This window comes from Spirosoma litoris (assembly GCF_054776755.1).
The window spans coordinates 93,076-119,042 of record NZ_BAAHBI010000070.1 but is presented as its reverse complement, the minus strand read 5'-3'; the positions used below and the strand labels follow the sequence as shown (position 1 = coordinate 119,042).

20 protein-coding genes are annotated in these 25,967 nt (G+C 46.3%); 4 read left to right on the top strand and 16 right to left on the bottom strand.

Annotated features, from left to right (window positions below; translation table 11 throughout):
- Window positions 1-29 precede the first annotated feature (29 nt).
- The 12 genes from ACYVGR_RS33345 to pbpC form a co-directional block, all read right to left on the bottom strand.
- Window positions 30-641 (bottom strand): 4'-phosphopantetheinyl transferase family protein, encoded by a 612-nt coding sequence (locus tag ACYVGR_RS33345; RefSeq protein WP_460964615.1) that lies wholly within the window; start codon window positions 639-641, stop codon window positions 30-32.
- Window positions 638-895 (bottom strand): acyl carrier protein, encoded by a 258-nt coding sequence (locus ACYVGR_RS33340; RefSeq protein ID WP_460964614.1) that lies wholly within the window; start codon window positions 893-895, stop codon window positions 638-640. Before ACYVGR_RS33340 ends, ACYVGR_RS33345 begins: the two co-directional genes overlap by 4 nt.
- A 7-nt stretch (window positions 896-902) precedes the next feature.
- On the bottom strand, window positions 903-2,174 hold the full coding sequence (locus ACYVGR_RS33335; RefSeq protein ID WP_460964612.1) for a beta-ketoacyl-[acyl-carrier-protein] synthase family protein: 1,272 nt from the start codon (window positions 2,172-2,174) through the stop codon (window positions 903-905).
- Window positions 2,167-2,613, bottom strand: a complete 447-nt coding sequence (locus ACYVGR_RS33330) for a 3-hydroxyacyl-ACP dehydratase FabZ family protein (protein ID WP_460964610.1) — start codon at window positions 2,611-2,613, stop codon at window positions 2,167-2,169. Before ACYVGR_RS33330 ends, ACYVGR_RS33335 begins: the two co-directional genes overlap by 8 nt.
- 9 nt (window positions 2,614-2,622) lie before the next feature.
- Window positions 2,623-3,420, bottom strand: coding sequence for an SDR family oxidoreductase (locus ACYVGR_RS33325; RefSeq protein ID WP_460964608.1), 798 nt, complete (start codon window positions 3,418-3,420; stop codon window positions 2,623-2,625).
- A complete protein-coding gene (locus tag ACYVGR_RS33320) occupies window positions 3,414-4,466 on the bottom strand; it encodes a type III polyketide synthase (RefSeq protein WP_460964606.1) in 1,053 nt (350 codons plus the stop codon). The genes ACYVGR_RS33325 and ACYVGR_RS33320 overlap by 7 nt, the downstream gene beginning before the upstream one ends.
- Window positions 4,457-5,176 (bottom strand): methyltransferase domain-containing protein, encoded by a 720-nt coding sequence (locus ACYVGR_RS33315; protein WP_460964604.1) that lies wholly within the window; start codon window positions 5,174-5,176, stop codon window positions 4,457-4,459. Before ACYVGR_RS33315 ends, ACYVGR_RS33320 begins: the two co-directional genes overlap by 10 nt.
- A gap of 44 nt (window positions 5,177-5,220) precedes the next feature.
- Entirely contained in the window at window positions 5,221-6,351 is a 1,131-nt protein-coding gene (locus tag ACYVGR_RS33310) for an NAD(P)/FAD-dependent oxidoreductase (protein WP_460964602.1), read from the bottom strand.
- 154 nt (window positions 6,352-6,505) lie between these two features.
- Window positions 6,506-11,986 (bottom strand): alpha-2-macroglobulin family protein, encoded by a 5,481-nt coding sequence (locus tag ACYVGR_RS33305; RefSeq protein ID WP_460964600.1) that lies wholly within the window; start codon window positions 11,984-11,986, stop codon window positions 6,506-6,508.
- 97 nt (window positions 11,987-12,083) lie between these two features.
- Window positions 12,084-14,033 carry a CotH kinase family protein gene (locus tag ACYVGR_RS33300; protein ID WP_460964598.1) on the bottom strand — a complete coding sequence of 650 codons (1,950 nt, stop codon included), beginning with the start codon at window positions 14,031-14,033 and terminating at the stop codon, window positions 12,084-12,086.
- Window positions 14,034-14,388: 355 nt separating this feature from the next.
- The gene (locus ACYVGR_RS33295) at window positions 14,389-14,820 is read right to left on the bottom strand and encodes a nuclear transport factor 2 family protein (RefSeq protein WP_460964596.1); all 432 of its coding nucleotides are present in this window, start codon (window positions 14,818-14,820) and stop codon (window positions 14,389-14,391) included.
- Window positions 14,821-14,888: 68 nt separating this feature from the next.
- Window positions 14,889-17,306 (bottom strand): penicillin-binding protein 1C, encoded by a 2,418-nt coding sequence (gene pbpC / locus ACYVGR_RS33290; RefSeq protein WP_460964594.1) that lies wholly within the window; start codon window positions 17,304-17,306, stop codon window positions 14,889-14,891.
- 141 nt (window positions 17,307-17,447) lie between these two features.
- On the opposite strand from pbpC, the gene ACYVGR_RS33285 reads away from it, so the two are divergent.
- A complete protein-coding gene (locus ACYVGR_RS33285; RefSeq protein ID WP_460964592.1) occupies window positions 17,448-18,842 on the top strand; it encodes an MBL fold metallo-hydrolase RNA specificity domain-containing protein in 1,395 nt (464 codons plus the stop codon).
- Window positions 18,843-18,917: 75 nt separating this feature from the next.
- Here the strand turns inward: ACYVGR_RS33285 and ACYVGR_RS33280 are convergent, their stop codons facing one another.
- Window positions 18,918-19,121, bottom strand: coding sequence for a hypothetical protein (locus ACYVGR_RS33280; RefSeq protein ID WP_157583927.1), 204 nt, complete (start codon window positions 19,119-19,121; stop codon window positions 18,918-18,920).
- A 150-nt stretch (window positions 19,122-19,271) separates the two neighbouring features.
- Between ACYVGR_RS33280 and ACYVGR_RS33275 the strand changes: the two genes are divergently transcribed.
- Entirely contained in the window at window positions 19,272-20,684 is a 1,413-nt protein-coding gene (locus ACYVGR_RS33275; RefSeq protein WP_460964590.1) for a BatD family protein, read from the top strand.
- A gap of 37 nt (window positions 20,685-20,721) precedes the next feature.
- Window positions 20,722-21,801, top strand: a complete 1,080-nt coding sequence (gene aroC / locus ACYVGR_RS33270) for a chorismate synthase (protein WP_460964588.1) — start codon at window positions 20,722-20,724, stop codon at window positions 21,799-21,801.
- Window positions 21,802-21,825: 24 nt separating this feature from the next.
- Here aroC and ACYVGR_RS33265 read toward each other — a convergent pair whose 3' ends face one another.
- Window positions 21,826-22,029, bottom strand: a complete 204-nt coding sequence (locus ACYVGR_RS33265; RefSeq protein ID WP_460964587.1) for a hypothetical protein — start codon at window positions 22,027-22,029, stop codon at window positions 21,826-21,828.
- A 78-nt stretch (window positions 22,030-22,107) separates the two neighbouring features.
- Here ACYVGR_RS33265 and ACYVGR_RS33260 point away from each other — a divergent pair, with 78 nt between their 5' ends.
- Complete coding sequence (locus ACYVGR_RS33260) at window positions 22,108-23,082, top strand: FAD:protein FMN transferase (RefSeq protein ID WP_460964585.1); 975 nt, start codon at window positions 22,108-22,110, stop codon at window positions 23,080-23,082.
- Window positions 23,083-23,110: 28 nt separating this feature from the next.
- Here the strand turns inward: ACYVGR_RS33260 and ACYVGR_RS33255 are convergent, their stop codons facing one another.
- Window positions 23,111-24,292 (bottom strand): acyltransferase family protein, encoded by a 1,182-nt coding sequence (locus ACYVGR_RS33255; RefSeq protein WP_460964584.1) that lies wholly within the window; start codon window positions 24,290-24,292, stop codon window positions 23,111-23,113.
- Between the two features lie 154 nt (window positions 24,293-24,446).
- On the bottom strand, window positions 24,447-25,808 hold the full coding sequence (locus tag ACYVGR_RS33250; protein WP_460964582.1) for a Gfo/Idh/MocA family protein: 1,362 nt from the start codon (window positions 25,806-25,808) through the stop codon (window positions 24,447-24,449).
- Window positions 25,809-25,967 lie beyond the last annotated feature (159 nt).

The following is a 25,967-nucleotide window of genomic DNA, read 5'->3' as shown; positions in this document are numbered from 1 at the left end:
TGAATAACCCAGTATACGTCAAACACAGGCTAAAGCCCATGGGTACAGCCTATTACAAACGAGCCATAATGACCGTGATGACTTATACTAATAGGAATAGAAAGCGGCTCTCCTGATGGTTTGATCGCTAGCAAGACAGGAATGCCATTCTGATCTTTTTTTAGGTAGCTGTTGGCAGGAGGAAGCGCTAAATAGTCGGCACAGTATTGCTGTATGTCTTTCTGAATTCGAGCGTGTTGATGCTGATAGGTGGAGTTGCTGAACTGAATAATTTCCTGATGGAAACCGAGTTCAGTATTCGCTAAGGTGGCAACGGTAGCGATATATTGGGGCGTAATGGATGATTTTGTCTGGTAAGCTTTTTGATGAAAAACAATCCCCTCGACCGCTTCCTCACTGAATGACGTAATGTGGCAGGTTAGTTTTGGGGGAGCAAAAACGCGCTTTCCTGTTTCGCGAATGCTTACTTTATAGGCGCTTTCTTTCATGCTCCAAAGCGTCCAGACCATGCGCTCGGGGTCGGGGGCTGCCAGAATAAGCTCTTGCTCGTGCGTTGTAAATAGTTTCTCAAGAAAGCCCCTGCGCTGCCAGTTGCTTTCTCGTTTTGCCTGAGCCCGATCAACAAGGTCATTGCCGATCATTTTTCGGCTAGCTTTTTCGTAATGATTTCGATTGCTGAACCAACGGTAAGCATTTGCTCCATCGACTCGTTGTCAATCTCGATATCGTAGGCTTCTTCAACATCCAGCGCAATATCGACCAGGTTGGCCGAATTGATTTTTAGATCCTTAATGAAGTCGGTGTCTTCTGTAACATGCTCAAATGCCTGTTCATCCTGAACATAGGGCTTTACAATTTTCTTGAGTGTTTCGATTAATTCGTCTTTCGTTTGCATAGCCTGTTTAGGGTTGGAATTTTTTTAAGATGACACACGCATTTACATCCCCGAAACCAAAGTTCGCCTTTGCAACTACCTGAATGTCTTTATGAATGAGCTGTTGTGGAATTTTTTCAGGATTTATCAATGCCGAACTATCCGGATGCGGGTCTTCTGAATTGAGCGATGGGTAAATAAACCCGTGATGCAATTCCAGAACAGCCCCTACGCACTCAATGCTTCCGGCGGCACTCAGGCAATGACCAACCATCGACTTCAGGGAGTTAATCATGGGAAAATCATCTCCTCGTCGATTCAGGGCTTCACACCAGGCGCTTACTTCGGCAGAATCTTTTATGGTAGCTGTTAAATGGCCGTCGATCACGTCAATTTCTTCAGGTCGAACATTGGCCTGCTCCAGGGCTTTCTGAATACACCGTTTCACCGCAGCCGCGTTGGGCGCAGTCATAGAACCACCCCCCCGCTGACCACCTGAATTGACATGGCCGCCAAGTACTTCGGCGTAAATGGTCGCATTTCGTTCCTGCGCACTAGCGAGCGATTCGAGTACCAAAGCCCCTGCACCACTGGCGGGAACAAAGCCGCTGGCGGTGGCGCTTAGGGGTCTCGATGCTTTTTCGGGGGTGTTGTTATACTGATAGGGAAGCACGCGCATGGCATCAAACCCGCCCCAAATGTAAGGGCCATAATCATTGCAGCTACCCGCCAACATCCGCTGGGCATGACCGTTGGCGATTCGGTCGTAGGCCAGCCAAAGGGCTTCGGTGCCGGTGGCACAAGCCGACGAGTTGGCTGTAATCTGGTTACCAAGTCCCAGCATGCCGCTCAGGTACGCACTAACCCCGCTGGTCATGGTTTGTACCACAGCCGTGCTGCCCAATCGTCGGACTTGACCCTGATCAACCTTATAGATGGACTCCCTAATTTTGTCGATGCCCAAAATGCCAGTTCCGAAGACTATGCCACTTTCCCAATCCGGTTCATCGGTGGCTGTGCTGAGGCCCGCGTTTTGCCAGGCTTCCATACCCGCAATGACCCCGTAAACGACCCCACTACTGTTGAGTTGATGAAGCTGTAAGTCCGAAAAATACCGATGTTTGTGTTCGTCGGTTACGGGCGGAATTCCACCAACCTGACAGGAGAATTTCAAGTCGGCTAATTCCTGATGAAACGTGATGCCGCTTCGCCCTTGTTGAATGGCTTCCAGAAACAAAGGGACACCCACGGCATTAGGAGCAACGACCCCCAATCCCGTAATAACGACTCGATTACGCATACGTTTTCGGTTTCATCATACCTGAAATAGCGCCCCGGCAAACCAATTCGCCAGCGCTGTTTACCATTTCTACTTTACACTTCAACTTATGAAATCGAAAATAGTCTTTCGTGGACCTAACTGTAACAGTTTCGGTAGGGAGAACGGGTTTGTAAAAATCAATCTGGGTGGATGTTAAAGCAATATCGATATCATTTTGCTGAGTTTCGGTCAACAAAAAAATACCCAGACAAACGACGCCTATCTGTGCCATGACTTCTGTCAAAATAACACCCGGTGTAATCGGTTTATCGGCAAAATGGCCTTTGTAAAAATAGGCATCACCCGGAAAGGTATAGCTACCTTCAACCCCGTTCTCGTCAATTGAATGAAGGTGATCGACAAACAAAAACGGTTTGCTATACGGTAGTTTCGAAAGTATATGGCCGAAGTTCTGCAAGGGATATCGTTATTGAAGGTGTTCACCGCCGTTTACCGGAATCACCGCGCCGTTAATCCAGGCGGCTTCATCCTTACATAGCAAATACGTTACATTGGCCACATCGGTTGCCTGAGTCAACCGAGAAAACGGGTTTCGTTTCTTGCTCATCGTAAGCAGCGTGTCAGAATCGGGAATCATGCGTAACGACGCCGTATCGGTAACGCCCGCCATAATGCAATTAGCCCGAATACCCAAAGGCGCCATTTCCAGCGCAATACTTCTTGAAATAGCTTCCAGTGCTGCTTTCGCTGCCGAAACAGCCGCATAATTTTTCCAGGCTTTGGTGCTTCCTTCGCTGGTAAAACTGAGAATACGAGCATCGGCCGCAAATAACGAAGCTGCCAATAAGTCCTTCGTCCAGTCGTATAAACTGATGGCCATTGCCTCGATCGTTAGTTGAAAATCGTCGTGCTGGAGTTGTCGTTGATCATCAGTAATCATCGGTTTTAAATTTCCCTTGGCAATGCTGTGAACTAAAGCTCGCACTTTTGCCTGTTTGCCCAGATGCCCCTGTAAATCAGCAATAACAGCCCTTCGTTTTTCGGCATTGGTTGCGTCGATATTGTAGTGTTTGAGCAAAACGCCCTGGCTTTTGATCTGAGTAAATTCAGTTTCTACAGCTGCCATTTCAGCTTTTCGAGTTCGGTGGACGATGCAGATATTCATACCGTGTTGGGCGAGTTTTTGAGCCGTTGCCAGTCCTAATCCGGAGCTACCACCCAGAATAACCGCCCAATAGTTTTGATCGCCAAACTCTCTTACCATTTCAGTAAAACACGTTGCGCGGAAAAGCCAGGACCAAAACTTAACATGAGCCCGTATGAATCTTTTGCTGGCTGTTTATCCATAAATCGCTCCAGCACATAGAGAACCGTAGCGCTCGACATGTTGCCATACAGACGTAATACCTCCTTCGTTTCATCGATATTCTTACCCATCCGTCCGAAAATTTCCTGCACCACTTCCACAATTTTCCGACCACCCGGATGGAAAATCAGGTGGGAAATAGCCTCAATTGTCAGGTGATTTTTCTCCAGGAATGGATAAATGATGTCTGGGAAATGGGCAGCAATGGTGTCCGTAACGGATTTGTCCAGCACCATTTGCAGCCCGGTATTTGTCAAATCGAAGCCCATCAAATGCGTGGCTTCGTAGAAATGATACATCTCTTCGGCTACAACTTCTGGGCCTGCATCGGCATCGTCGGAGGAAAGCAATACACAGGCAGCCCCATCCCCAAAAATAGCTGCACTGACAATATTGGCCATCGAGAAATCATCTAGTTGGAAGGTGGCCGTTGGGGATTCGACCGCAATGAGTGCTGCCCGTTTTCCCGGATTCGCTTTTAGGAAATTCTTCGCGTAAATGATGCCCGAAACTCCAGCCGCGCAACCCATTTCGGTAACGGGAAGCCGAACCACATCCTGCCGCATCTGAAGATTATTGATCAAATACGCATCCAGCGAAGGAATCATAATACCGGTGCAACTAACGGTAATCAGATAATCAATATCGGTGACGTTCCAGGTCGTTTTTTCGAGCGCATTTTTCAGCGCGACTTCAGCTAATTTTATTGACTCCCGACTATAAATAGCGTTTTTCTCAGCGAAGGAAGTTGTTGAAAAAACTTCATCAGGCCCCATTATCGAATAGCGCCGATCAACAGCCGCATTTTCAAATATCTTCTTTACTTTTCGCTGAAAACGCGTATCCTGGTCAACCAGCCAGGCGTCCAGAAATGGTAAAATGTCTTTTGTATCTCGCCAATGTTGAGGTAATGCTTTTGCTACAGACGTAATTTTTACAGGCATAGGTTTTTAATAATCCATTGATAGCGAAAAGCCCACTTCCAGGTAATACGGTATTCTTTTAGATACAGTTGCTTCGAGAATTTTTCTAAATCCTGCTTTTTAAAGCCACGAAGAATGGAGGTAAGTCCATCTTCTCTGGACATATCATTTAATTGAAACACAAAACAAATGAGTTGAAAAAGTCGGTAAGCTAAAGCGCTTCGCTGTAAGTCATTGATAACTATGCCGAGTTTTGCTTTGTTTGTCAGCAACGTCATTAATGAGACAATTTCCTGATCGGTGAAGTGATGTAACGTTAAGGTACATACGGCAATGTCGTAGTTTAGATCGGCAAAGTCGCTATCAACTATATTCAGAACCGCATAGGCGATGTCTGGATACGATTGGGAGAGCGTTTGCGCATGACTAATTGTGTATGCATTGGCATCGATCCCCAAAATAGTGACGATAAGTCCTTCTTTATGAGCGAAGTCGGCAATGGCGCGGCACATATCGCCGTTGCCACAACCGATATCTATGATGGAAAGCGGTTTCTCTTTGGGCCAGTCTTTGACTAATTTTTTTAGACCGTCGAGCGTAATTTTGTTGCCTCCCAGCCACTGATTGATCAGCGCAATTTTATCAAGTGCGTCACTTAATTCATGCCCAGTCAACGCAAAGTCATCCATTATTTCTTCTTTGGTTGTGCGTTGTGAAGTATCTACTGGCATTGGATTTCCTAAATTTGGTAAGTGACTATTTTTGTGAATTCTGATTAATTAATGGCTAATAAACTTCCATGTGTTTGTTTAATAATGAGCGGTAAAATAGCTGGTGTTAATTGAAGCCCATTTAAAAGAACCGATGCTGCCGTTGCATTTTGTAAGACAGATTGTAGTAATCGTCCTGCGGTTAATCTGGTCGTAAACTCCTTATTCCAGGCATGGATATAGTTCTTTTCTAATGTAGCTCTGCTCATTTCGGAACTATGCAAATAAGCGATCACTAATTCGGAACAGATTTTGGCACTGTGAATCGCCATCGCCATGCCGTTTCCGCACAACGGGTGAATAACACCAGCGGTATCGCCACACATAAATAGGTGATTTTCTACCGGCTGCTTTTTAGAAAATGAAATCTGACTAATCGTTAATGGCTTATTGAACAAAGGGGTGGCCTTCGAAAAAAAATCCTTCAAAAAAGGGTTTTGATTCATAACCTCATGCTGAAAACTATCGATGCTTTTATACCTTTTAAAACTGCTGTAATTAACCAGATAGCAAGCATTGACAGTCGTATTTTCCACCTGACACAGTCCACAATACCCGCCCTGAAAATTATGAAGTGACACCAAATCTGACGGAAACTCGGCTCGATAATGCGCCTTTACGCCCATCCACGGAGATTCTTTCTCGATGAATGTTCGGTGCAAACGTTTATCGAGCGACGAGCGCTTGCCGTAAGCACCGATAACCAGTTGCGCTGTATAGCTTTTGCCATCGGCAGTAGCAACTACAAAAGAATCATCAGTGAACTGGACATCAACGACCTGAGCCTGTATACCCGTAACGCCCGATTCCAGCGCTTTTTTATAAAGCAGATTATCGAACGTATAGCGGCTCAGCCCAAAACCGCCTAACGGCAACTTACTTTCGATGGTTTTTCCAGAAGCGGTACTGAATAGAAAGCGACTTAGCTGAGAAGGGTTGAATTCATTGACCGAAACGCCGAGCTGTTGCAGGTAGGGCAGTACTTCGTTAGAGACATACTCACCGCAAACTTTGTGCTGCGGATAGGCATGTTTTTCAATAAGTATCACGCGCACATTGGCCTGGGCAAGATGAATGCCTGCCGTTAACCCTGCCAAACCACCACCAATAATAAGTACGTCGGCATCGTAAGGCATGAGCAGGTGATTTAGTATAGTTGGCTCAGGAAGTCTGCTTGATAACAACTATACAAGGTAACATGTTTAACTGAATTCGCTGGGTTAAAACCCGGCGCAAGGCTATTCTACAATGTTTTTGCGCCGGGTTTTAACCCGGTGAATTCAGTTAAAATTATTTCACCACCACAACCCCTGCACCGTTATAACTGCGATAGTCGCTACTGTACATGGCATCGGCCGATACTGGACCAACTACAAAGCGACCTTTGGATACAGCTCGGGTTAAATAATAAAATGTTCGGGTGGTGTTAGTTGCCGTGGTGTAAAAGTTAATCCGGTCGTCGCGCAGGTCGAAATAATCGGGGGCATCGGGCTTCTGAATCCAGGGCATGTCGCGAGGTTCGGTCAGTCGTGGATTTTCGACTTCGAGGCCCGCTGGTAGTAAGTCCGTTACAACAACATTTTCAACGTCTAACCCATTCGTACTGGCGAGCGTGATTTTTACGACGACCAAATCGTTCTGCCGAATGGTACTGAGCGATCGGCCTTCCCGATCAAGGTATTCCCGACGAACCCGTAGTCCGTTGTCTTCTTCGGCAATTTTTCCACTACTTGGAATACCTTCACTCTGCCCGAAATAATAAACGTTGCCGGACCCACTGGCTGATAGCGTAAGTGGCGCATTGGTTGGAACCCGTTTGATATTCAGCAACGCATCGTTCATGGTGCCCAACGATTTTCCGCCCAATGTCAACGTGGCCGTAGCGGTACTGCTAGCTGTTTGCCGAGCCAGTTTACCCAGAGCCAGAAAGGCGAAAGCGGCTTCTTGGGTATTGAGATAGGTTGTTTGTTTCAATGCGCCTGAAAGCTGTCGGGCCAATGTCGGAATCTGTAAATTGTCGGAATCGGTGTCGACAAGCGCGTCGAGAACAAGCGCGAGGTTGCGTACGGGCGATGCGTAACTGCCACCTGTTTGATGCCCGGTTGTGTTATCCGTAAACTTCTTAGGTAACAGGGCCGAAAAACTACGGGTATCCCCAACCCGGAAGAAAGTCGATGCCAGCAGATAGCGGCTATCGGGTGTAAGCAGGTTGGCGTTTTGCTTGTAGTAGTTCATCGCCGACCGATTGGGTTTACCAGCTACGGCAAGCGCATAAAGTCCGTATATACTTGTACGACTGGCTACTTTATGAATCGTGCGTCCACCAGTTTCATCAAAGGTAACGGCATTTTCGGTAGCTGGGCTGTTGGTATAAGTCGTCAGGAAATCGATGGCCGAACTCAGCACCGATGGCCGAACTTCATACCCCGCTTCCTGGGCTTCGGCCAGGAAATGAACGGCATAGGCGCTGGCCCATTCGTCAACGTTCGATTTCCCCGCTACGGCTGCCATGCCCGGCCACATCGTGAAGCCACCATTAGGTGCCTGCTGACTTTCGACCGTTTGTACGGCTTGCCGAACGTTGGTTGAAGGGTTCATATCGCTATCGCCCGCCCGTACGAAATAGGTGTTGCTCGCTAACTGTTTAGCTAAATCGGCGAAGTACAATTGCGGGAACGCTTTCGAGATGGTTTGCTCGATGCAGCCGTGTGGATAACCCAATAAATACGATAATTCACGACCATACTGCGTCACCGGCGATCGACTCAAGGTTATACTGGCCTTCGCGGTGCCGGGTAAGAAATTACCGGCCAATTGCAACGTCTGCGATTTTCCGCCCGCTACTACCCCTGATACAGTCGTTTTTTGCAAGGAAGCTGCTGGCCGGACTGTAATATCTGTTTTCTCGGTAAATGTCTCACCAAGACCACTGGCTGTTACGGTAATTGTTCCGGCACCAATTGCCTGTTTGGCCGAAACCCGGAATATCGCGCGGCTTTCGCGGCCAGGTTGGATGGTCAGTTTCTGAGCGCTTAGGCTATCGGCTACCAATGGGCCTGTTAGATTTAGTTTTGCGGTGATTGTGGCAACTTGTTTCGTGGTGTTGCTCAGATTAACGGGAAGCTCAACCTGATCGCCGGGTGTCAGGAAACGAGGAACGCCCGTGCTGATGACGATTGGGTCAGCGACTTTCATATTGCTGTTCGATGCCCCAAAGGCATTGTCTTTATAGGCAACAGCCATGATTCGCAGATCGCCCGAGAATTGCGGAATATCGACCGAAAACTCGGCTTCACCATTAAAGCCAGTCTCTAAAATGCCACTCCATAAAGCTACTAACCGAACCCGACCATTGCTAAGCGGGTTGACACGTTTTTCTAAATCATAGCCATCGCCCCCAACACTTGATGTCGATTTCAACGATAGTTCGGGATAGAGTAAGGCATACAGGTCATGACTACCCACTTCGAGGGCGCGTTTCTGGTAGAAGAAGCCATATGGGTCAGGGGTTTTAAAGTTTTTCAACTGCAAAATCCCTTCATCCACAACAGCTACGGTTACCTGCGCATTTCCGGCCGTTTTAATCCGAATCGTCTGCTTCGTTTTCGAACGAGATTGGGTTACTGCCGTAATGGTTACAGGGAGTTTCGTGTCATCATCAGTCACAGAAACAGGAGCGAAGCCGTGAGCAACTGTTAATGGTAGGTTCGTATTGTCGATGGCGCGAATGAGCGTGGCCGTTACGTAGACATTCGGTAAATGCTCACTACCGACTGAGAAACTCCACTCGGCCGATTTATTGGTTGTAGTCAGCCAATGTTGTTCAAGAACCCGGTTGCGTTCAACCGTTACCAGTAGTTTCCCATCAAAAGGTGCCTTGAACAGGACTTTGGCTTTGTCTCCCGTTTTATAAGCTGGCTTGTCGAGGGTCATGAGTACCTGCCCTTCTGTACTTACTTCAAATGATGACGCAGACGTGCTTCCATACCCATAAGCATAGAACCCTGTAGCTGCGTAGTTGGAGCCACCAGGTCGGCGAACTCGTATTTCGTATTCGCCTGAAACGGTTGGCACATACCGAAAACTTGATTTTCCACCTTTAAAAATCAGCGAATTCGTATACACAGACTTTTCTCGTCGTTTGGTCGAATACTTTATGCGATCGCCGTCTTTCTCAATAACCGTCTGGTAATCATAGCGTATAACTTCTACAGAGGCAGAGGCCGACGCTTCTAATGTTCCGGCCGGATCAAGAGCGACAAGTTCCACAGCAATGGGTGCGTTTGTCGCTACGTAACGGTCGGGAAGGCGCACGCCGAAAAAGGTGTCCTGAGTCAGCACATCCAGCCGTCGGAGTCGGTTAACGGGTCGGCCATTTTCGTCAAATACGGTCACAAAAAGTTTGGCTTCCAATACGCCAATGTCCTGATAAAGACCTGAAATAGGGAATTTCTCCGTGGCCTGCCCGTTGGCGTTCGTGCGTCCCTGCCGAATTTCTTTCGGGAAAACATCTGGTTTGCCAGTCGCATCTGCCTGCGTAGCTGCTGCGCCATTGGGAATATCGAAGTCATACTCTTCAAACCCTTTTGGGGCAAAAGCTTTCCGCTTCAATTGCAACTCAATTTCATAGGCGCGATCAGAAGCCGGTGGACCAAACAAGTTCATGGCCGTAGCCGAAAGCGTGATGGTCTGCCCCGATTTGTAGCTGGTTTTATCGGTCAACACATCCACCTTTATCCGATCGGGAACAAACTCTTCAACGCTCACCAATTGCGAGGTTAACAGAACGTTATTAGCGTTGAGGACCTCAATTGTGTAACTACCCGTTACGGCGGCTGGGTTAAGTGGCACGTCGGTAGCCACCGCCCCTTGTTTGTTCGTTGTTTTACGGAATGCGCGCAGTTCGCGGCCATTGGGCGTTAAAACGCGAATAAGCACCGGAATTTCGCCAACGCTTTGCCAGTTCTGCGACCGGATAACGGTGTTAAAATGAATAGTTTCGCCGGGTCGGTAAATATCACGGTCACCGTATACGAAGGCATCAAAACCCGATTCGTTATCGTATTTGCCTTCGACATCGAAGCGTGATGTTTCGACTTGCGTATCGGGCAGGAACAGGAAATTGAAATCGTCAGCAGTGCGGGCCGTAAGCAGTGCGATTTTGAAACCCGGTGCTTTTTCGGTCACCTTATCAAATTTGGCAAAACCACTACCATCGGTTGTGAGCGTATAAACCGATTGGTTGTTGCTGCTTACCAGCGTCACTTCAACCCCCTGAATAGGCTCGGCTGTACGGATAGAGTTGGCCCAGACCAGCACTTCATTTTTTGTCTCGTGGGCAACGAGTCCAATGTCGGAGACCGACACTAACTGGCTGGCTTGCAGATAAGCTTCGTCTTTGGAGTCGACAGAAACCAGATAGACACCCCGGAGTGGATGCTCCCGGAAATTATTGTTTGATTCGGGCAGGGATAAATTCAGCGCCGAAACACCCCTTACTTTAGGAAGGTCGGTTGTTTCGACGGTTTTCTTGACGAGAACATCGCTTAAATCACCCTGCTCGTCGTCGCTATAATTAAATGATCCTGATGGTCCCCACTCGCCGTTGGCATTTTCTTTATAGTCTTCATAGCGATTATTTCGGAAGTAATTCAGAAGATTATTTTCGTACACTTTTGCAATTTTGACCTCTACTTTCGGCACGTTAACGATGTTAAGTCCGATGTTGCGCGCGCCCTTCGACGACAAGTACAAGGCTTTTTTATTCGCAAACTGAATGCTGGCAGGCATTTTTCCGAAGAACAGATCTTTGCTGACGGGCTCCTCTAGTTTGGTGCCTAACACCCCCCGAATCTGATCGGTGAGTGTCAGAACGTAGGTGTCGGTTTCGCTAAAGTCCCCCCGGATGATGAATCCGTTTTCGGTTAGTTCGGCTGTGGTTTCGGCTTGTGGCTGAATCGTATATAGCTTGTTAAGCTCGCCCGGTTGTAACTCCTGCGTTGTAATAACTCGCACTACGCCTTTATTATTCTCGAAACTCGTTTGGACATCCGTAACTTCTATTTTGTAGCGAGACGGCAACGTACTGGTTTCTTCGATAACTTCTTTGCTGACATAGGCCGTATTCGGCACTTTAAGCCCTTTGTTTAGTTTGATGGTTAACGGTTGTTCGTTCTTTTGAGCAGGTGCATTGGTAAGGGTGAGCGCCACTGAATTCTGCCCATTATTGGGCAGTGTTTGCGCCGTAAGGGGTTTGTCTTCAGATGAAACGCCTAGTTTCTCAGCGACTTCTGCCGATGAAACGGGGTAATTAAAATTAAGCCGACTTTTAGCCACAGGTTGCCCAGTTTCGCGCGAGCGTGACCACCAGTTTTCGGTGCTGGTTAGTTGGAGGTAAGGCGTGTGAAAGGCAATATCATCGCCCGAAATTTTTAAATCTTTTTTGTCCGAACGCTTCAGTAAATCGTCGGTGAGTTCGGCCCGATAGTCAGTCGCCGGATCGAAAGCACGGGCGGGCGAAAAGACCAACTCATTTGGCGCAGTCCACTTGAATTTCCCCCGAACAGCGGGAATAAAACGTACATACTGAGTTGAATCCCATTCATCGAACTGATTGCTTGGCCCAACATTTTTGTTGAACGTAAAAATCAGATTCTGTGTCTGCTGAACCTCATCCTCGAAATTGCGACCGACAACCGAAACCTCGTTGAATGGCAGGCGGGAACACTGAAAAAGTAAAAGGGAAAAAAGAAGAAAAAGGCTTGTTTTCATGGGGTTATTGGAGAAGTGCCGAATATTAGCGAAAAACCCGTTCAAATGGATGAACGGGTTAGCTTTCGGCAACTGTATGTACCTGAGAAAATGGACTTTATCTGTTTACTAGAATTTTATGGGTGCTTACTATCCCGTTTTTCTGCGTCACCCGTAACAAATACATCCCTGACGAAAGACTATTAACATCAACCTGGTTGGCTGATATGTTGGCCGACTCATAAATGAGGGCACCTCTCAGAGAGTATACACCTATCTTATCTACATTTCCCTGAACTTGCAACGTGCTCGAAACTGGATTTGGAAATATAGTAATGGGCAAATCAAAATTTAGTGACTGGATAGTGCTGTAGAAAACATTGCTCTGTTTATCAACAACTTTTAGTCGATAATACGAATTGCCTGAACTTGGGCTCGTATCAGTAAAACTATATTGACAGGGTAAGGCATCATTAGAAAGAATAGGAGTCACTGTGCGCGTTGACCACTTCAAACTATCGGTACTCTGCTCAATGTCGAAAGACGTAACCGCTGCACAGTTGACGCTCCAGTTTAATACCGCTGTTTTTTCTACAGCTTCGGCAGAGAAGTTGTAAATTATCGGCTGATCTTGCACCAGGCTTTTAAAAAAACTGTCGAGATAAGTTACTCGATTTTGGGTCCAGGTTTGACAATAGTCGATTTCTTCTGTATTATAAGAAAGCAAGGGATTGGCCCATTTTAAACTTTCTCGCTCATATACGCCATTCCTGGTCAGGAAATTATAGTTCTTATTAATTGAGTTAGATAAACTATCAAGCGATAAAATTGTATTCCGTAAAGAAAACCAGCGCGTAGATAATTGAAGTTTGAAATCTGGTATAGTTAATAAACGGTTAAATAGATTGTTCGATAGAATATCGTTAGTTATATTATTTACACTTCCATCCCATAAATATCCCCAGGTACCATCTAGGTCCCACGGAACAATAAAGTAGGGAGCGTTCTGCGTATAGCGTGCCAGGAATAAATTTTTGCCAGTATTGTCAGTTGCTCGAATTAGATTTAGGAAAATAAAATAATCGGCAAAATTGTCCTGTCGAATTTTCGTTGAAATTTGTTGTTTAAATAAGCTGTCGGATGAGTTCACGGCAAAGTCAATAAATTGGTGCAGGTTTGTCCAATTTGTTGTGTCAGGGTAATCCAGCTCCCAACCGCCCCAATCTTCTGTCGAGGTAGTTGGTATGTCTGATACGCCTGTAAATAAGGTCTCTCCAGTCCAATCGTAGCTTTTATACAGTTCTCCCCCAGCGTTTGAAACAGTTTGCTTTTTTAATTGTAGCTGTTTACGATCTGTATCCTCTGCGAAGAGGTAAACACCCTGATAATTACCGTTTAAAAATACTTCAGTATAGTTTGTGCGAATCGTTGAATGAGCATCAGGTTCCTGATCGGCGTAATAGAGCTTGTGTAATTTCAGCCAAAGATCGTGCGATACTTTATTATTGAGTCTGAGTTTTTCATTATACATAGCGAGTAACAACCAGGTCTGATCGTTACGCATATCGAAAAAAGATTTATTCTGCGTTGAGGTGCCCGTACTATCTGACCAGAGCTGGATATGATATGATTTTTTAGGAAATGTTCTGGATAAAGCACCTCTTAGTTTAATTCCCATGGTAGAGTTGATCTGATCTCCAATAGTATCAGAAACACTTAGCATACCCTCGGAATAATCATCCCCAATTGCATTTTTTACAGTTAGGTTGATGAGAGGTAAACGAGTGAAATATAATTTATAATTAGTGTCGTTATCAAAAATGTCATAAGCTACCCCAGCCTGAATTGTATTTAGAAGTGTGTCAAATTTGAAAACTCTGCCAAATGAGATAGATTGGGTATTAGTCGGGATTTTATCCGGAATTCTATTGCAAATAATTAAATGTAAACTTTCGTCAATTTGATAGTCAGCATCGTTAAAAATCAATTGTGATTTTGCTGATATCGATATGAAAAAAAGCGCGGTTATAAATGCGATCTTTTTAGGCGAATAAATAAATGACAACATAGCGCATAGTGTTAGATATAGAGCTACGTAAAGGATTAAAATCAGGTTTATTCACAGTACGAACCATAGGTCGAGATTAATGTGAATAGCCATATTTTTAATGCTAATTATCCATGGTGGCCTTACGTAGATACGACAACTACGCCTTTAGAAAGCTGATCGTTGCAAGACCAAGAAATTCCAATACAAGCACTTGGTTGAGCCGAGGAGCTATTAGCATATACTAGGCTGACGAAATCTTGTGCGGAGGATTTGTGGAGTTATTGGCAAAAAATAACCGGATTTCAATTACCCTGACGGTCGATTGAAATCCGGTACTGAAATAATCTAAATTTTTTGTGCAATCAAGTGCTTACTACCGCATTGGGGTAAACTGCACATTGGCAATTTTCCAGGCGCTGCCTTGTTTTACACAGGTAAGCGCAAACGAAACGGTATTGTCAAATCCATTTCCCTGAACGTTGCCTTTCGCTTTCCAGGTACCGGTCATTACGGCGGCATCGTTGTTATACTGGCGTACTCGTGTTCCTGAAACCGTAGCTGCATCAACTACAACATAGCCACCCCCAACGCCCTGTACTAGCATATCCCCTTCAACGGAACTACCATCGAAACTAACGAGACTAAAGTCGGTGGTAAGCAATGTGCCCAGGGTTTTGCTGTCTTCATCGAGCATAGCTTTAAAGAAGGCGTTGCCGAGCGCTGTCGGGTCTTGCGAAGGATCTTGTTGGGCAAAGGTTGCCGTGGTGAGCAATAAAGAAGCGCACAAAATAAATAAAGTCTTCATGTATAAGGAATTGGGTTTTAGGGCAGAAAAGTGTTGATAAAATCTGGAAAAGCAAAATCAGGAAATGATTACTCATGCTGAACAAGAATGCGAATATCACTACTCCGCCCTTTGTCGTCAGCACATGAAATTTTTAAAGTCCCCGGCCTGGGTTTGAAAAAGATGGCTTCGGTCGGTTTGGCCTTGCTGTAGAGTTTATCATTCAAATACCAGAACACAGTCTGTACATCATTGGCCACCTGACAACTTAGCTCCATTTCGGCGGGTTGTTTTGGGTTAATAAAATACTCGTTGCCATTCGTAAGACTTGTGATTTGCGGCCCAGCTTGCTCTGTGCTTCCAAACACCCGTTCGCAGGCTGGATTGTGCGGAGGCACAACCTCGAACGGTATGTGCCGACTCTTATAAAACGCAATGATCTCTGGCGATAAATTTGGGTAAGACTTGCGAACAGCACCACTATCGGGGCGGCATTGTGTACAATAGGAAATTGTCCCCGCAGCATTCGTGAAAACAGCTTTCCGATGCTGACAATGGCGATACCGCGACACCCCCATGATGCAATAATCGGTTACGGGGTTTGTACAAAATTCACCCGGCACATCGCCTGTTTCGGGACAAATAAGCCGCATCGATAGCTTATTTGCGTCTTTGGGCGTTTTGAACCATCCCGTCGGAGAATTGTAATCGAGGACGTTGAAAAGCTGGAACAGTAAAGGGGTAGCCGTATTAGCTCCACTAAGTTCAGGCACACCAATCCCCGAAAAATTACCTACCCATACGCCAATCGTATACCGCTGATTGTAGCCTATGCTCCAGGCATCTCGTCGCCCATAGGAAGTGCCGGTCTTCCAGGCAATACGCGGAAGGTGATAACTGTTGTCGAAATTATTAGGCAGGTCGGGCCGGGTGATTTGCGTAAGTGTGTGCGTGACGAGATAGGCGGCTTCGGGAGAAATTACCCTCACCCCCGACCCCTCTCCCAAAACGGGAGAGGGGAGAGAAACTGGGAGTCCTGCTCCCCTCTCCCGTTTTGGGAGAGGGGTCGGGGGTGAGGGTAACGAGGTAAACTGTAATTCTCCCAGCACACCTCCATTCGCTAACCCAGCATACAATCGCGTCATTTCTTCCAATGTCACTCCACAGCCACCTAAAATCATGGAAAGGCCCAGCTCTTTAGCCTGTTTTTTTATCGCCGTAAACCCAGCTTTTTGAAGTGTTGACACCAAAACTGGCGTACCCATTTCTTTTAATAGAGCCACCGCCGGAATATTCAGTGAGTTAGCCAGCGCAAACTCTGCTGTAACAGGACCATTGAACCGACGGTCGTAGTTGTCAGGCTCGTAACCGCCAAAATTGACGGGAACATCGGCGAGTTTGGTTTTGGGCGTGATAATACCTGCATCAAAGGCAAGTCCATACAACAACGGCTTTAAAGCGCTGCCCGGCGATCGTACTGCCCGTACTCCATCAACCTGACCACCGTCAAACGTATTACTAAAATTTGCCGAACCGACATACGCCACTACCTCATGCGACAGGTTATCCACAATCAACACCGCCGAATTGTGGATATTATAGGCCCGAATCCGATCGGCATACCGTTTCACTACCTGCTCGGCAGTGGCCTGTGCGGTTGGATTTAAGGTCGACTGAACAATAGGCGTCGTTGGATTCTCGGCACGAAGCCGTCGCGACAAATGCGGGGCCTGTTGTGGCGCTTCCCGCCGGTAGGCCGTGAGCGGCTCGTTTAAGGCATCCTCAATAGTTTCGTCGCTGAAAAGCTTTGCCGTACGGAAGCGGACGAGCCATCGGTTGCGCTCCTGTACAACAAGGGCGTTTCGCGCGCCTAATCGTAAACTCGACGGACGGTTAGGGATAATGGTTAAGGTTGTTAATTCGGCCAGACTAAGCAATACGGGCGGCTTCCCGAAATACAACAATGAAGCTGACTTAAGCCCCTCGATGTTGCTCCCGTACGGAATCAGATTCAGGTACAATTGCAGAATTTCATCCTTCGAGTAATGGACTTCTAACTGTAAGGCTCGAAACAACTCAATAAGTTTATTGCTGTACGTACGGTCGCGGGGTTCGAGAAGTCGGACCGTTTGCATCGTGATGGTCGAAGCCCCCGATGTTCGCCGACCTGTCAGAAGATTTCGGGCGGCTGCTCGTAACATTGCTACTGGATTAAAACCGGGATGATATCGGAAGTATTTGTCTTCTTTGAATAAAATGGCGTCGCGGAGCGTGGGCGTAATCTCGTTGAGTTCGGCGTACATGCGCCACTTGTCGTCGCGGCTTAAAAAGGCATGCAAAATAGAACCATCGCGGGCCGTAATGATTGTTGAATAAGGAATATGGGTAGAAACGGGGAAGAAAAAATCCAGGCTAAAAAAAATCAATAAGCCAACGATAACGGTTCTCACTACACGCGATTGCCAAAATCGTTTCCCTATTAGTTTACCTTTTTCAATAATCAACATGATAAGTCCGTGAAACTCGCTGTTTATTTGCACGTCTCAGATAAAGAACAGGTATTCGGTTCACGGTATTTCAACCAAAAAACCGAATACTGTAAACCTTACAATCACAAAGAACAGATTTACCGAGAACATACCTAAATCATGACCATTCAATTTTTCGGTGCAGCCCGTACCGTTACGGGAAGTAAACACCTACTAACAACCGCCAATGGCAAACAAATTTTGCTCGACTGTGGGCTTTTTCAAGGCATTAATACCGATGAACTGAATCAAGAGTTTGGCTTTGATCCGACTCAGATCGATTATATGGTGCTTTCTCACGCACACATCGATCATACCGGGCTGATTCCCCGCCTTGTTCGGCAAGGATTTAAGGGGCCAATTTATACAACGCCAGCGACCATTGACCTTTGCGAAGTGATGCTGATGGACAGCGCCCGCATTCAGGAGCGTGATCTTGAGCGGGTCAACGAACGACGCACCCGCCGGGGCGAGCCTGAACTCGAAGCGTTGTACGACGAAAACGACGTGCAACACGCGCTCGACCAGATGAAGCCGGTTCATTACGGTAGCCCGTTTGTTATCTGTGATGAAGTGACGGGCCTGCTAACCGATGCTGGCCATTTGCTTGGTAGTGCGTCTGTTAGTCTGACTATCCAGGATAACGGCATTAAAAAACATCTCTTTTTTAGCGGTGACATTGGGCGGCCAGATGATAAAATTCTGCGCTCGCCCGATACGTTTCCCCAAGCTGACTATATCATTTGCGAATCGACTTACGGCGATCGGCTACACGAAGCTGAACCGGATATGAAAGCCCATCTGCTGAACATTGTCCAGCAAACCTGCGTAGAGAATAAAGGCAAACTTATTATTCCGGCCTTCGCGGTTGACCGTACGCAGGAGCTGATTTATGCCCTCGATCAGCTGGAAAGCGAAGGTCGGCTACCCAGACTACCGGTTTATATCGATAGCCCCATGTCGGTAAAAGCAACGCAGGTAATGCGCGATCATGAAGAGGATTTTAATCCCGACATTCTGGCTTATATCAAAAAAGACGGCGACGCATTCGATTTCCCCAATCTCCACTATGTAACAGATGTAAACGAGTCGAAGGCTATCAATGACGATAAGGAACCCTGTATCATTATTGCGCCTTCGGGTATGGCCGAAGCCGGACGAATCAAGCACCATATTAAAAACAATATCACAAAACCTAATACGACCATTTTAATGGTTGGATATGCATCACCTAATAGTTTGGGCGGAGCTTTAAAACGGGGTGATAAAGAAGTAACGATTTTTGGGGAACGCTATCCGGTTATAGCGAAGGTTGCCATTATGGACTCGTTCTCAGCGCATGGTGATTATCGCGAGATGCTGCACTTTTTAAGCTGTCAGAATCCCGCTAAGGTCAGAAGCGTATTTCTGGTTCATGGCGAATACGATAAACAACTCGTTTGGAAGGGGCATTTGGAGGAGGCTGGGTTCCGGAATATCGAAATACCGGAAATGCGGCAGAAAGTGACTCTCTAAACCGGTTTAATCAAAAAGGCCCGCCATTTTTCAAAAAATGGCGGGCCTCTTTGATTAAGTATTCTGGTTGCCTTGTCAGGTAAACCGAACTCGGGCAAAACAATGGTTCAATACGACTCGATATACTTTGCCAAATTGGAGATAACACCAACGCTTAAGCTGTTTAACTTCTTTAGGAATCAGTAATTTTATAGCTTTCGCTAATTCTTTTTCAAAAAGAGCTTTATCAAAACTCACCTTCTGAAGGATGGTCTTGATATATTCGAGCATAGAGAGCATAGAGAGTAAATTTGTTGTTTAGGAAGCTGATGGATATATAAAGAGGTTGACTGGTTCGTTCTTATATCGGTAACGACTTTATGCTAAATTTGTTGCTTCAAAATAACAATGTTACTTGCAATATTCCGCAAATTTTTTGCATTATTTTTCTTGATTAGTGTATCTGTGTTCGGGCAAGTGCCTGATACAGATATTACTATTGAGTTAAGCCAAACTACTTTTCCTATTGAGCGGCCCTTCACAATTTCGGTTATTATTCCGAATAGCGAAAATCGGGCCGCTATTGCTTTCCCGGATATACCAGGCTTCACCAAAAAAGGAATTTCTACTAGTATATCGCCTAGCGAAGTTGCTGGAAAAACCATTACTAATCAAGTAATTACTCAAACTTATTTAGCCACGGCCCCTGGCCGTTTTCGACTGCCGCCGTTTGATATAGTCGTTAATAAAGAGACAATCCGTTCAGATGGAGCCATACTGTTTGTACAACCATCAAAAACGGTGCTAGATCAGGCCAATACAACCGCAGATATTATTGACGCTGCATCCGATAAATCCGCTTTCCTTTCGCTTCGAGCCTCTAAATCGACTGTTTATGCGGGAGAAGGTGTATCGTTGACCTTAGCATTTTATATCGCCGACAATTACCCTTATGTACTGAGTTTTACCGCGCTGGACAAACAGTTACAGGCAATTGTCAAAAAAATTCGTCCCGCTAACTCCTGGGAGGAAAATGTTCCGATTGCTGAATTAAAACCCATTTCGATAACCATCAGAGGAAAGAAATTTCGGGAATTTCGTATTTATCAGTCCGTCTTTTTTCCGCTCTCGAATCAGAATGTACAATTACCAGCCGTAGCGCTTCAGTTGGCCCGACCTCGCCCCAAAATTGGCCCGCCTACGGCCCAGGAAGAAACCGTAACATTTACCAGCCGACCCATTACGATAGTTGTCAAGTCATTGCCACCGCACCCACTACGAGGACGAGTGCCTGTCGGCACGTTTCAGTTGGAGGAGGGTTTGGAGCGACAGGGTGTTAGTATTGGTCAAAGCGTTCGCTATACATTTACGATACGAGGAGAAGGCAACATTACTACCCTCCCTGCGCCGGCTTTATTAAGTGAAACAACGGAGTTCGATATATTTCCGCCGGAAGAAAAACATAGCAGTACGAATAATGGCTATGGAGTGACCGGGCATAAAACGTTCACTTATTTTATTGTGCCCCACCAAAATGGAGAGATTTCGTTGGCAAATCGATTCCAATGGGTTTACTTCGACCCCCAAACTGCACGATACGACACACTTCGACCGCAACTGCGTTTACAAGTGGGTAATAAAAAACCTGTTATTGGTGTTCAGGCATTAGTAAACAATAGCGTTTCGAGCGTAACCGGCGAAGCTTCCACAGATAATTCGTTGTATGCAGGCATTGCCGAGATGGATAGTACCAATCAGCCAGTCAGTGTTTCAGTACTAATTAGGTCAATTGCTAATGTGTTGATCCTGATTATGTTGATAGGAATGATTTTCGTATTTTTTAAAAAACAGCATACTGAGTGATAAACGCCTTGAGTTCAGTAGCTAGTACCCAACACGCATGAGCAGTACTTACGGAAGACTATTTAAGATTTCTACATTTGGTGAATCGCACGGGCCCGCTATTGGTGTTGTTATCGATGGCTGTCCGGCTGGCTTACCCTTCGATACCGAATTTATTCAGCACGAACTGGAGCGCCGGAAACCTGGTCAGTCGCGCATTACAACCCAACGACGAGAAGCCGACGAATTTGAGGTATTATCGGGTGTATTTGAAGGGAAGACACAAGGCACACCTATCGCCTTAATTATTCGAAATACGGATCAGCGGAGTAAAGACTACGGCCACATTGCCGAGCAATTCCGTCCTTCTCACGCCGATTATACGTACCAGACCAAATACGGGTCGCGCGATTATCGGGGGGGAGGGCGTTCCTCGGCCCGCGAAACAGCCGCCCGTGTAGCCGCCGGAGCTGTTGCTAAATTGCTATTAGCGCAACAAGGTATTCAGATTCAGGCGTACGTTTCGCAAGTGGGTAAACTCAAACTAGTGAAGCCGTATCAGGAGCTTAATCTGGCACTCACCGAAGAAAACGCGGTCCGTTGCCCAGATCCCGAAATGGCCGAGCAAATGTTTCAGTATATCGATGAAACCCGCAAACAGGGCGATTCCATTGGCGGCATTGTGGATTGTGTTGTAACGGGTGTTCCGGCTGGTTGGGGTGAGCCCGTTTTCGATAAACTCCATGCCGAGCTAGGAAAAGCGATGCTGAGTATCAATGCCGTAAAAGGCTTTGAATACGGCAGCGGTTTTGCTGGAGTAGAGCTATATGGCTCGCAACATAACGACGAGTTTTATACAGATACAGACGGTCGGGTCCGAACCAAAACTAATTTATCTGGGGGTATTCAGGGGGGTATAAGCAACGGCGAGGATATCTACTTTCGCACGGCTTTCAAGCCTGTAGCAACCATTATGCAGGATCAGGATAGTGTAGATGTGCATGGCCAGGCGGTAACTGTTTCGGGCAAAGGCCGACATGATCCCTGCGTTGTGCCGCGTGCTGTGCCCATTGTAGAAGCTATGGCTGCCCTAGTACTGGTTGACATGTATCTGCGTGATAAAGCTGCCCGAGTGTAACAACACAGGCGTAGAATAAGCTGCTCACTTCTTCTTCATCACAGCCTGCATAATGGCGAAGCCTAAAAAGCCAAAGCCAAGTGCTTGGGCCAGAATGCCACCTGATAGAAGAATGCCTGCCATATCTGGTCGGCTACTTTTAGCCCACGCTCCAGCCAGGATGAGTATAATGCCTGATATCCAGAAGCCGGCGGCTAATAAAATGAACTTGTTTTTGATCGTTATCATAGTACAATTAGCTTGGCAAAGATATCGTATAAAAGCCTTTTGACGACGAAGTTGTTCCTGCGTTTTACCTTACTTCATATGGTAGCAATCAACTTGCTACCATTTTTTATTCACGCGCAAACCAACGGACAGACCCGTTTTTCATTCCATCGGGGCCTTATGGGAACCCAATTCAATGTTATCCTCTATGCATCTGATAGTACGGCAGCGCATCGTGCTTACTCGGCGGTATCGGCCCGGATGGACTCGCTAAACCAGATTATGAGCGATTATATGGATGGCTCAGAAATTAATCGGCTATCGGCCACAAGTGGCTCTGGGCAATGGGTTTCGGTATCTACTGATCTATTCAATGTCTTAACGGAAGCACAAACAATAGCCCGATTATCGAATGGGCGGTTTGATCCAACGCTTGGGCCGTTGTCGCTGCTATGGCGTCGGGCTGTTCGTCGGAAAGAGTTTCCGGGTGCAAAAGAACGACATCGGGCCCGGCGAGCGGTCGGCTATCAATTGATGGAATTAGATAGTACGACGCACTCAGTGCGATTACGTCGGCCCGGCATGCGGCTAGATGTTGGTGGTATTGGGCAAGGCTTTGCCATCGACGAAGCATTAACCGTTTTGCATCGTTTCGGGATTGGTTCTTTCCTGCTCGATATTGGTGGTGATATTCTGGTAGGTGACCCACCGCCCAATTCGGCTGGCTGGCGTGTGGGCATTGGTTCTGCAAGTGCCGGTGACACGGATACAACTACCATTTTCCTTAAGAATGCGGCTATTACGACTTCGGGTGATGCCTACCGCTTTCTGGAATACAAGGGCCAACGTTACTCGCATATCATGAATCCGCGTTCCGGGCTTGGGTTGCAGCATTTCGTTCGGTCTACTGTATTAGCTCCCGTGGGTTATCAGGCTGATGCATTAACAAAGGTGTTCAGTGTGGCTGGACTACGTAAAAGTCGTCGGTTGATTCGGCGATTTCCGGGAGTCAAATTGCTGATTCTGGAGAATAAAAAAGGGAAGCTCCACAAATGGCAGTCGACTCCGTTTTGAGAATAGGCTTTATAGATGACAAACTGGACTATTCCTGTTCTGCATACGACACATTTTTGGTTGGGACCACTCGCTTAGGCTTTAATCCGTAGAGGATGCGCATCACGACAAAAGGACGGATCAGGAAGTGGTAAATGCTAAACGTCAGTATAAAGCAGGTGCTAATCAGAACAATTAATTTCACGAAGATCGGGCTTTCCCACTGGACAATGTAATAGCCGGTTGCGACAATAATTGTCTGGTGAATTATGTAAAACGGATAAACAGCTGCTGTTAAATACACCAATGCCGGATTGGAAAAATTCAGATATCTCCGCGCAAACCCAACGATCGTCAGAATAATTGACCAGATATGTAATCCGTCAAAAAAACCATAGAGGTAGAGTGCTGTATTTTGCTCTTTCGGCAATTCGACCAACCAGTAATATTTCCAGAACAAGGCGACCAGACAGCTTAAGGTTACTGCCAAAAAATAATGTCGATACGTTTCGCAGGTTTGCCAGAACGAGGGTAGGTCTGCCAGAAAATATCCAAGGAAATAAAACGTAATCGATGAATTGAACAGGTACCAGTCATCGAATAAGCTCCCCTGAACCGGCCATCGGATATACCAAAGGAAATAATAAACGATGAAGGGGATAGCCAGAGAAAGATTGGCCAACGGATGGCTGAAGAGTGGATTGAGCTTTTGCTTTATTTGTTGTAAGGGGCTGATTTTCAGTAAAGCGAAAACAGGTAAGAGTAAGATGGTAAACACAAAAAGATAGACCACAAACCACAAATGACTCCAGGTTAGTGTTCCCTCTGGGTAAGGTATTAAACTCCAGACGGTAGGGTAAAACTGCCAATATGATTCATTGATTTTGTGTTCCTGTAGGCGTTCAAAATAGACCTGAAGCGGAATCACGAAAAACATGGAGAATAATAAAGGGATAAACAGCCGAATAACTCGTTCTCCGAAAAACGAAAAGACCGACCGCTTCCGTAGCGAAAAACTAACCCCAACTCCTGAAATGAAAAATAACAAAGGCAGGCGCCATTGGTGAAGCCAGATAATTAGTCGGTCAAGGAAGCGGGAGTGTTCAGTGTTTTTAATTTCCCAGCCAAACTGAACAAATGGCATGGAGCAATGGAAGAAAATCAGAATCATGAAAGCTATAACCCTGATCCAATCGATATAATGTTCTCGTTGATGCTGAACGGTAGGCATATCTATAAAAAGCTAACTGATTAGCTGGTAGATGCATACATAATTCGCTCGGTTGCTTTACCATAAAAAATAGTTTGCTGGCCCTAAAACAGCCAAGGCCAACTACGATTAACGCAGTCGGCCTTGGCTGTTTGAATAACTCAAATAAGCAACTCTATACGGCTATTGTTTTGCCTGGTACGGCAATTGGATAGAATCCTTCTTTGTCTGGCAAGCTCTTAGGCATAGCATCCCAGGCAAGTGTTGTTGGGAAAAGATCAATTTGCGAGTTCAACGCTTCGTCCCACTTAACGACTTTACCTGAATAAGTAGCCATACGCCCCATGATCGCCGTCATCGTGCTCTTGGCTACTCGCTCGGCATCGGCAAATTTATATTCGTTTTTTGCGATAGCCTCGAATAGCTCGTCGTGTTCGATCTGGTAAGGGTTACCATCGTTTTTAGCGTTGTAGCTGAAAATAGGCTGTCCATTATAACCCATCAACGCACTGGCTTTCTTCTCCATGCCTTCAACTTTTCCCTTCGTACCCAGGAACATTTCGTCGACCCTGCTATAGGTGCCTTCGTAGTGGCGGCATTGGCTATTGATAGTTGTTCCGTCGGCATAAACGAAATCGACGATGTGGTGATCGAAAATCTCGCCATAATCTTTACCAACCCGAACCTGACGTCCACCTGTTCCCTGACAGGAAACGGGATAGCTGTTTTTCACCCAGTTGGCTACGTCGATGTTGTGAACGTGCTGCTCGTTAATATGATCGCCACAAAGCCAGTTGAAGTAATACCAGTTGCGCATCTGGTAATCCATTTCGGTTTGACCCGGTTTGCGAGGCTTTTGCCAAACGCCACCGCTAACCCAATAAACTTGCCCGCCAATGATATCGCCCAGCGCTCCATCGTGAACGCGTTTAATCATTTCGCGGTAGCTTGGCTGATAACGGCGTTGTAGACCAACCACTACGTTCAGTTTTTTGCGCTTGGCTTCTTCCGCAGCTGCTAATACGCGTCGAACCCCCGGCGCGTCGGTAGCTACCGGCTTCTCCATGAATACCTGTTTGTTCTGCCGAATTGCTTCTTCGAAATGGCTTGGACGGAAGCCCGGAGGAGTTGCCAGAATGACTACATCGGCCAAAGCCATTGCCTGTTTGTAGGCATCGAAACCTACAAATTTATGATCCTCTGGAACATCTACTTTCGGCGTTCCATCAGCAGCTTTCAGGCCACGTTCGGTCAACGCTTTATAAGCATCATCAAGACGATCTCGGAACGCATCGGCCAGGGCTACAATCTTAATATTCTGCTTTGTATTAAGTGCCTGCTGGGCAGCTCCCGTACCGCGTCCACCACAACCGATAAGGGCTACTTTGATGGTATCGTTCACCGAAAAATGAAAACGAGGTGCTGGGCGATTAGCTGCCTGTGCGCTAAAAGGCAGGCTGCCCAACATGGCTCCACCTGCGAGCAAACCAGAAGCTTTTAAAAACTCCCGACGGTCTTGATTCGATTCTTGTGACATGATTTATAGAGAAAAAATATCAGTTGAGAAAGTTGTCTGTAGAAAAAGAACGCTTAAGATTGAATTTACTATTGGTGTTCAAAATAGGTTATTTTCTGGTGTTAGGATAATGTGAAATAATTTATCAATGGCAAGAAATATTTGCACAAAACTCAGGTT

Coding starts and splice junctions, on each gene's coding strand:
- ACYVGR_RS33345 (WP_460964615.1), bottom strand. CDS start 641: ATGATCGGCAATGACCTTGTTGATCGGGCTCAGGCAAAACGAGAAAGC.
- ACYVGR_RS33340 (WP_460964614.1), bottom strand. CDS start 895: ATGCAAACGAAAGACGAATTAATCGAAACACTCAAGAAAATTGTAAAG.
- ACYVGR_RS33335 (WP_460964612.1), bottom strand. CDS start 2,174: ATGCGTAATCGAGTCGTTATTACGGGATTGGGGGTCGTTGCTCCTAAT.
- ACYVGR_RS33325 (WP_460964608.1), bottom strand. CDS start 3,420: ATGGTAAGAGAGTTTGGCGATCAAAACTATTGGGCGGTTATTCTGGGT.
- ACYVGR_RS33320 (WP_460964606.1), bottom strand. CDS start 4,466: ATGCCTGTAAAAATTACGTCTGTAGCAAAAGCATTACCTCAACATTGG.
- ACYVGR_RS33315 (WP_460964604.1), bottom strand. CDS start 5,176: ATGCCAGTAGATACTTCACAACGCACAACCAAAGAAGAAATAATGGAT.
- ACYVGR_RS33310 (WP_460964602.1), bottom strand. CDS start 6,351: ATGCCTTACGATGCCGACGTACTTATTATTGGTGGTGGTTTGGCAGGG.
- ACYVGR_RS33305 (WP_460964600.1), bottom strand. CDS start 11,986: ATGAAAACAAGCCTTTTTCTTCTTTTTTCCCTTTTACTTTTTCAGTGT.
- ACYVGR_RS33300 (WP_460964598.1), bottom strand. CDS start 14,033: ATGTTGTCATTTATTTATTCGCCTAAAAAGATCGCATTTATAACCGCG.
- ACYVGR_RS33295 (WP_460964596.1), bottom strand. CDS start 14,820: ATGAAGACTTTATTTATTTTGTGCGCTTCTTTATTGCTCACCACGGCA.
- pbpC (WP_460964594.1), bottom strand. CDS start 17,306: ATGTTGATTATTGAAAAAGGTAAACTAATAGGGAAACGATTTTGGCAA.
- ACYVGR_RS33285 (WP_460964592.1), top strand. CDS start 17,448: ATGACCATTCAATTTTTCGGTGCAGCCCGTACCGTTACGGGAAGTAAA.
- ACYVGR_RS33280 (WP_157583927.1), bottom strand. CDS start 19,121: ATGCTCTCTATGCTCGAATATATCAAGACCATCCTTCAGAAGGTGAGT.
- aroC (WP_460964588.1), top strand. CDS start 20,722: ATGAGCAGTACTTACGGAAGACTATTTAAGATTTCTACATTTGGTGAA.
- ACYVGR_RS33265 (WP_460964587.1), bottom strand. CDS start 22,029: ATGATAACGATCAAAAACAAGTTCATTTTATTAGCCGCCGGCTTCTGG.
- ACYVGR_RS33260 (WP_460964585.1), top strand. CDS start 22,108: ATGGTAGCAATCAACTTGCTACCATTTTTTATTCACGCGCAAACCAAC.
- ACYVGR_RS33255 (WP_460964584.1), bottom strand. CDS start 24,292: ATGCCTACCGTTCAGCATCAACGAGAACATTATATCGATTGGATCAGG.
- ACYVGR_RS33250 (WP_460964582.1), bottom strand. CDS start 25,808: ATGTCACAAGAATCGAATCAAGACCGTCGGGAGTTTTTAAAAGCTTCT.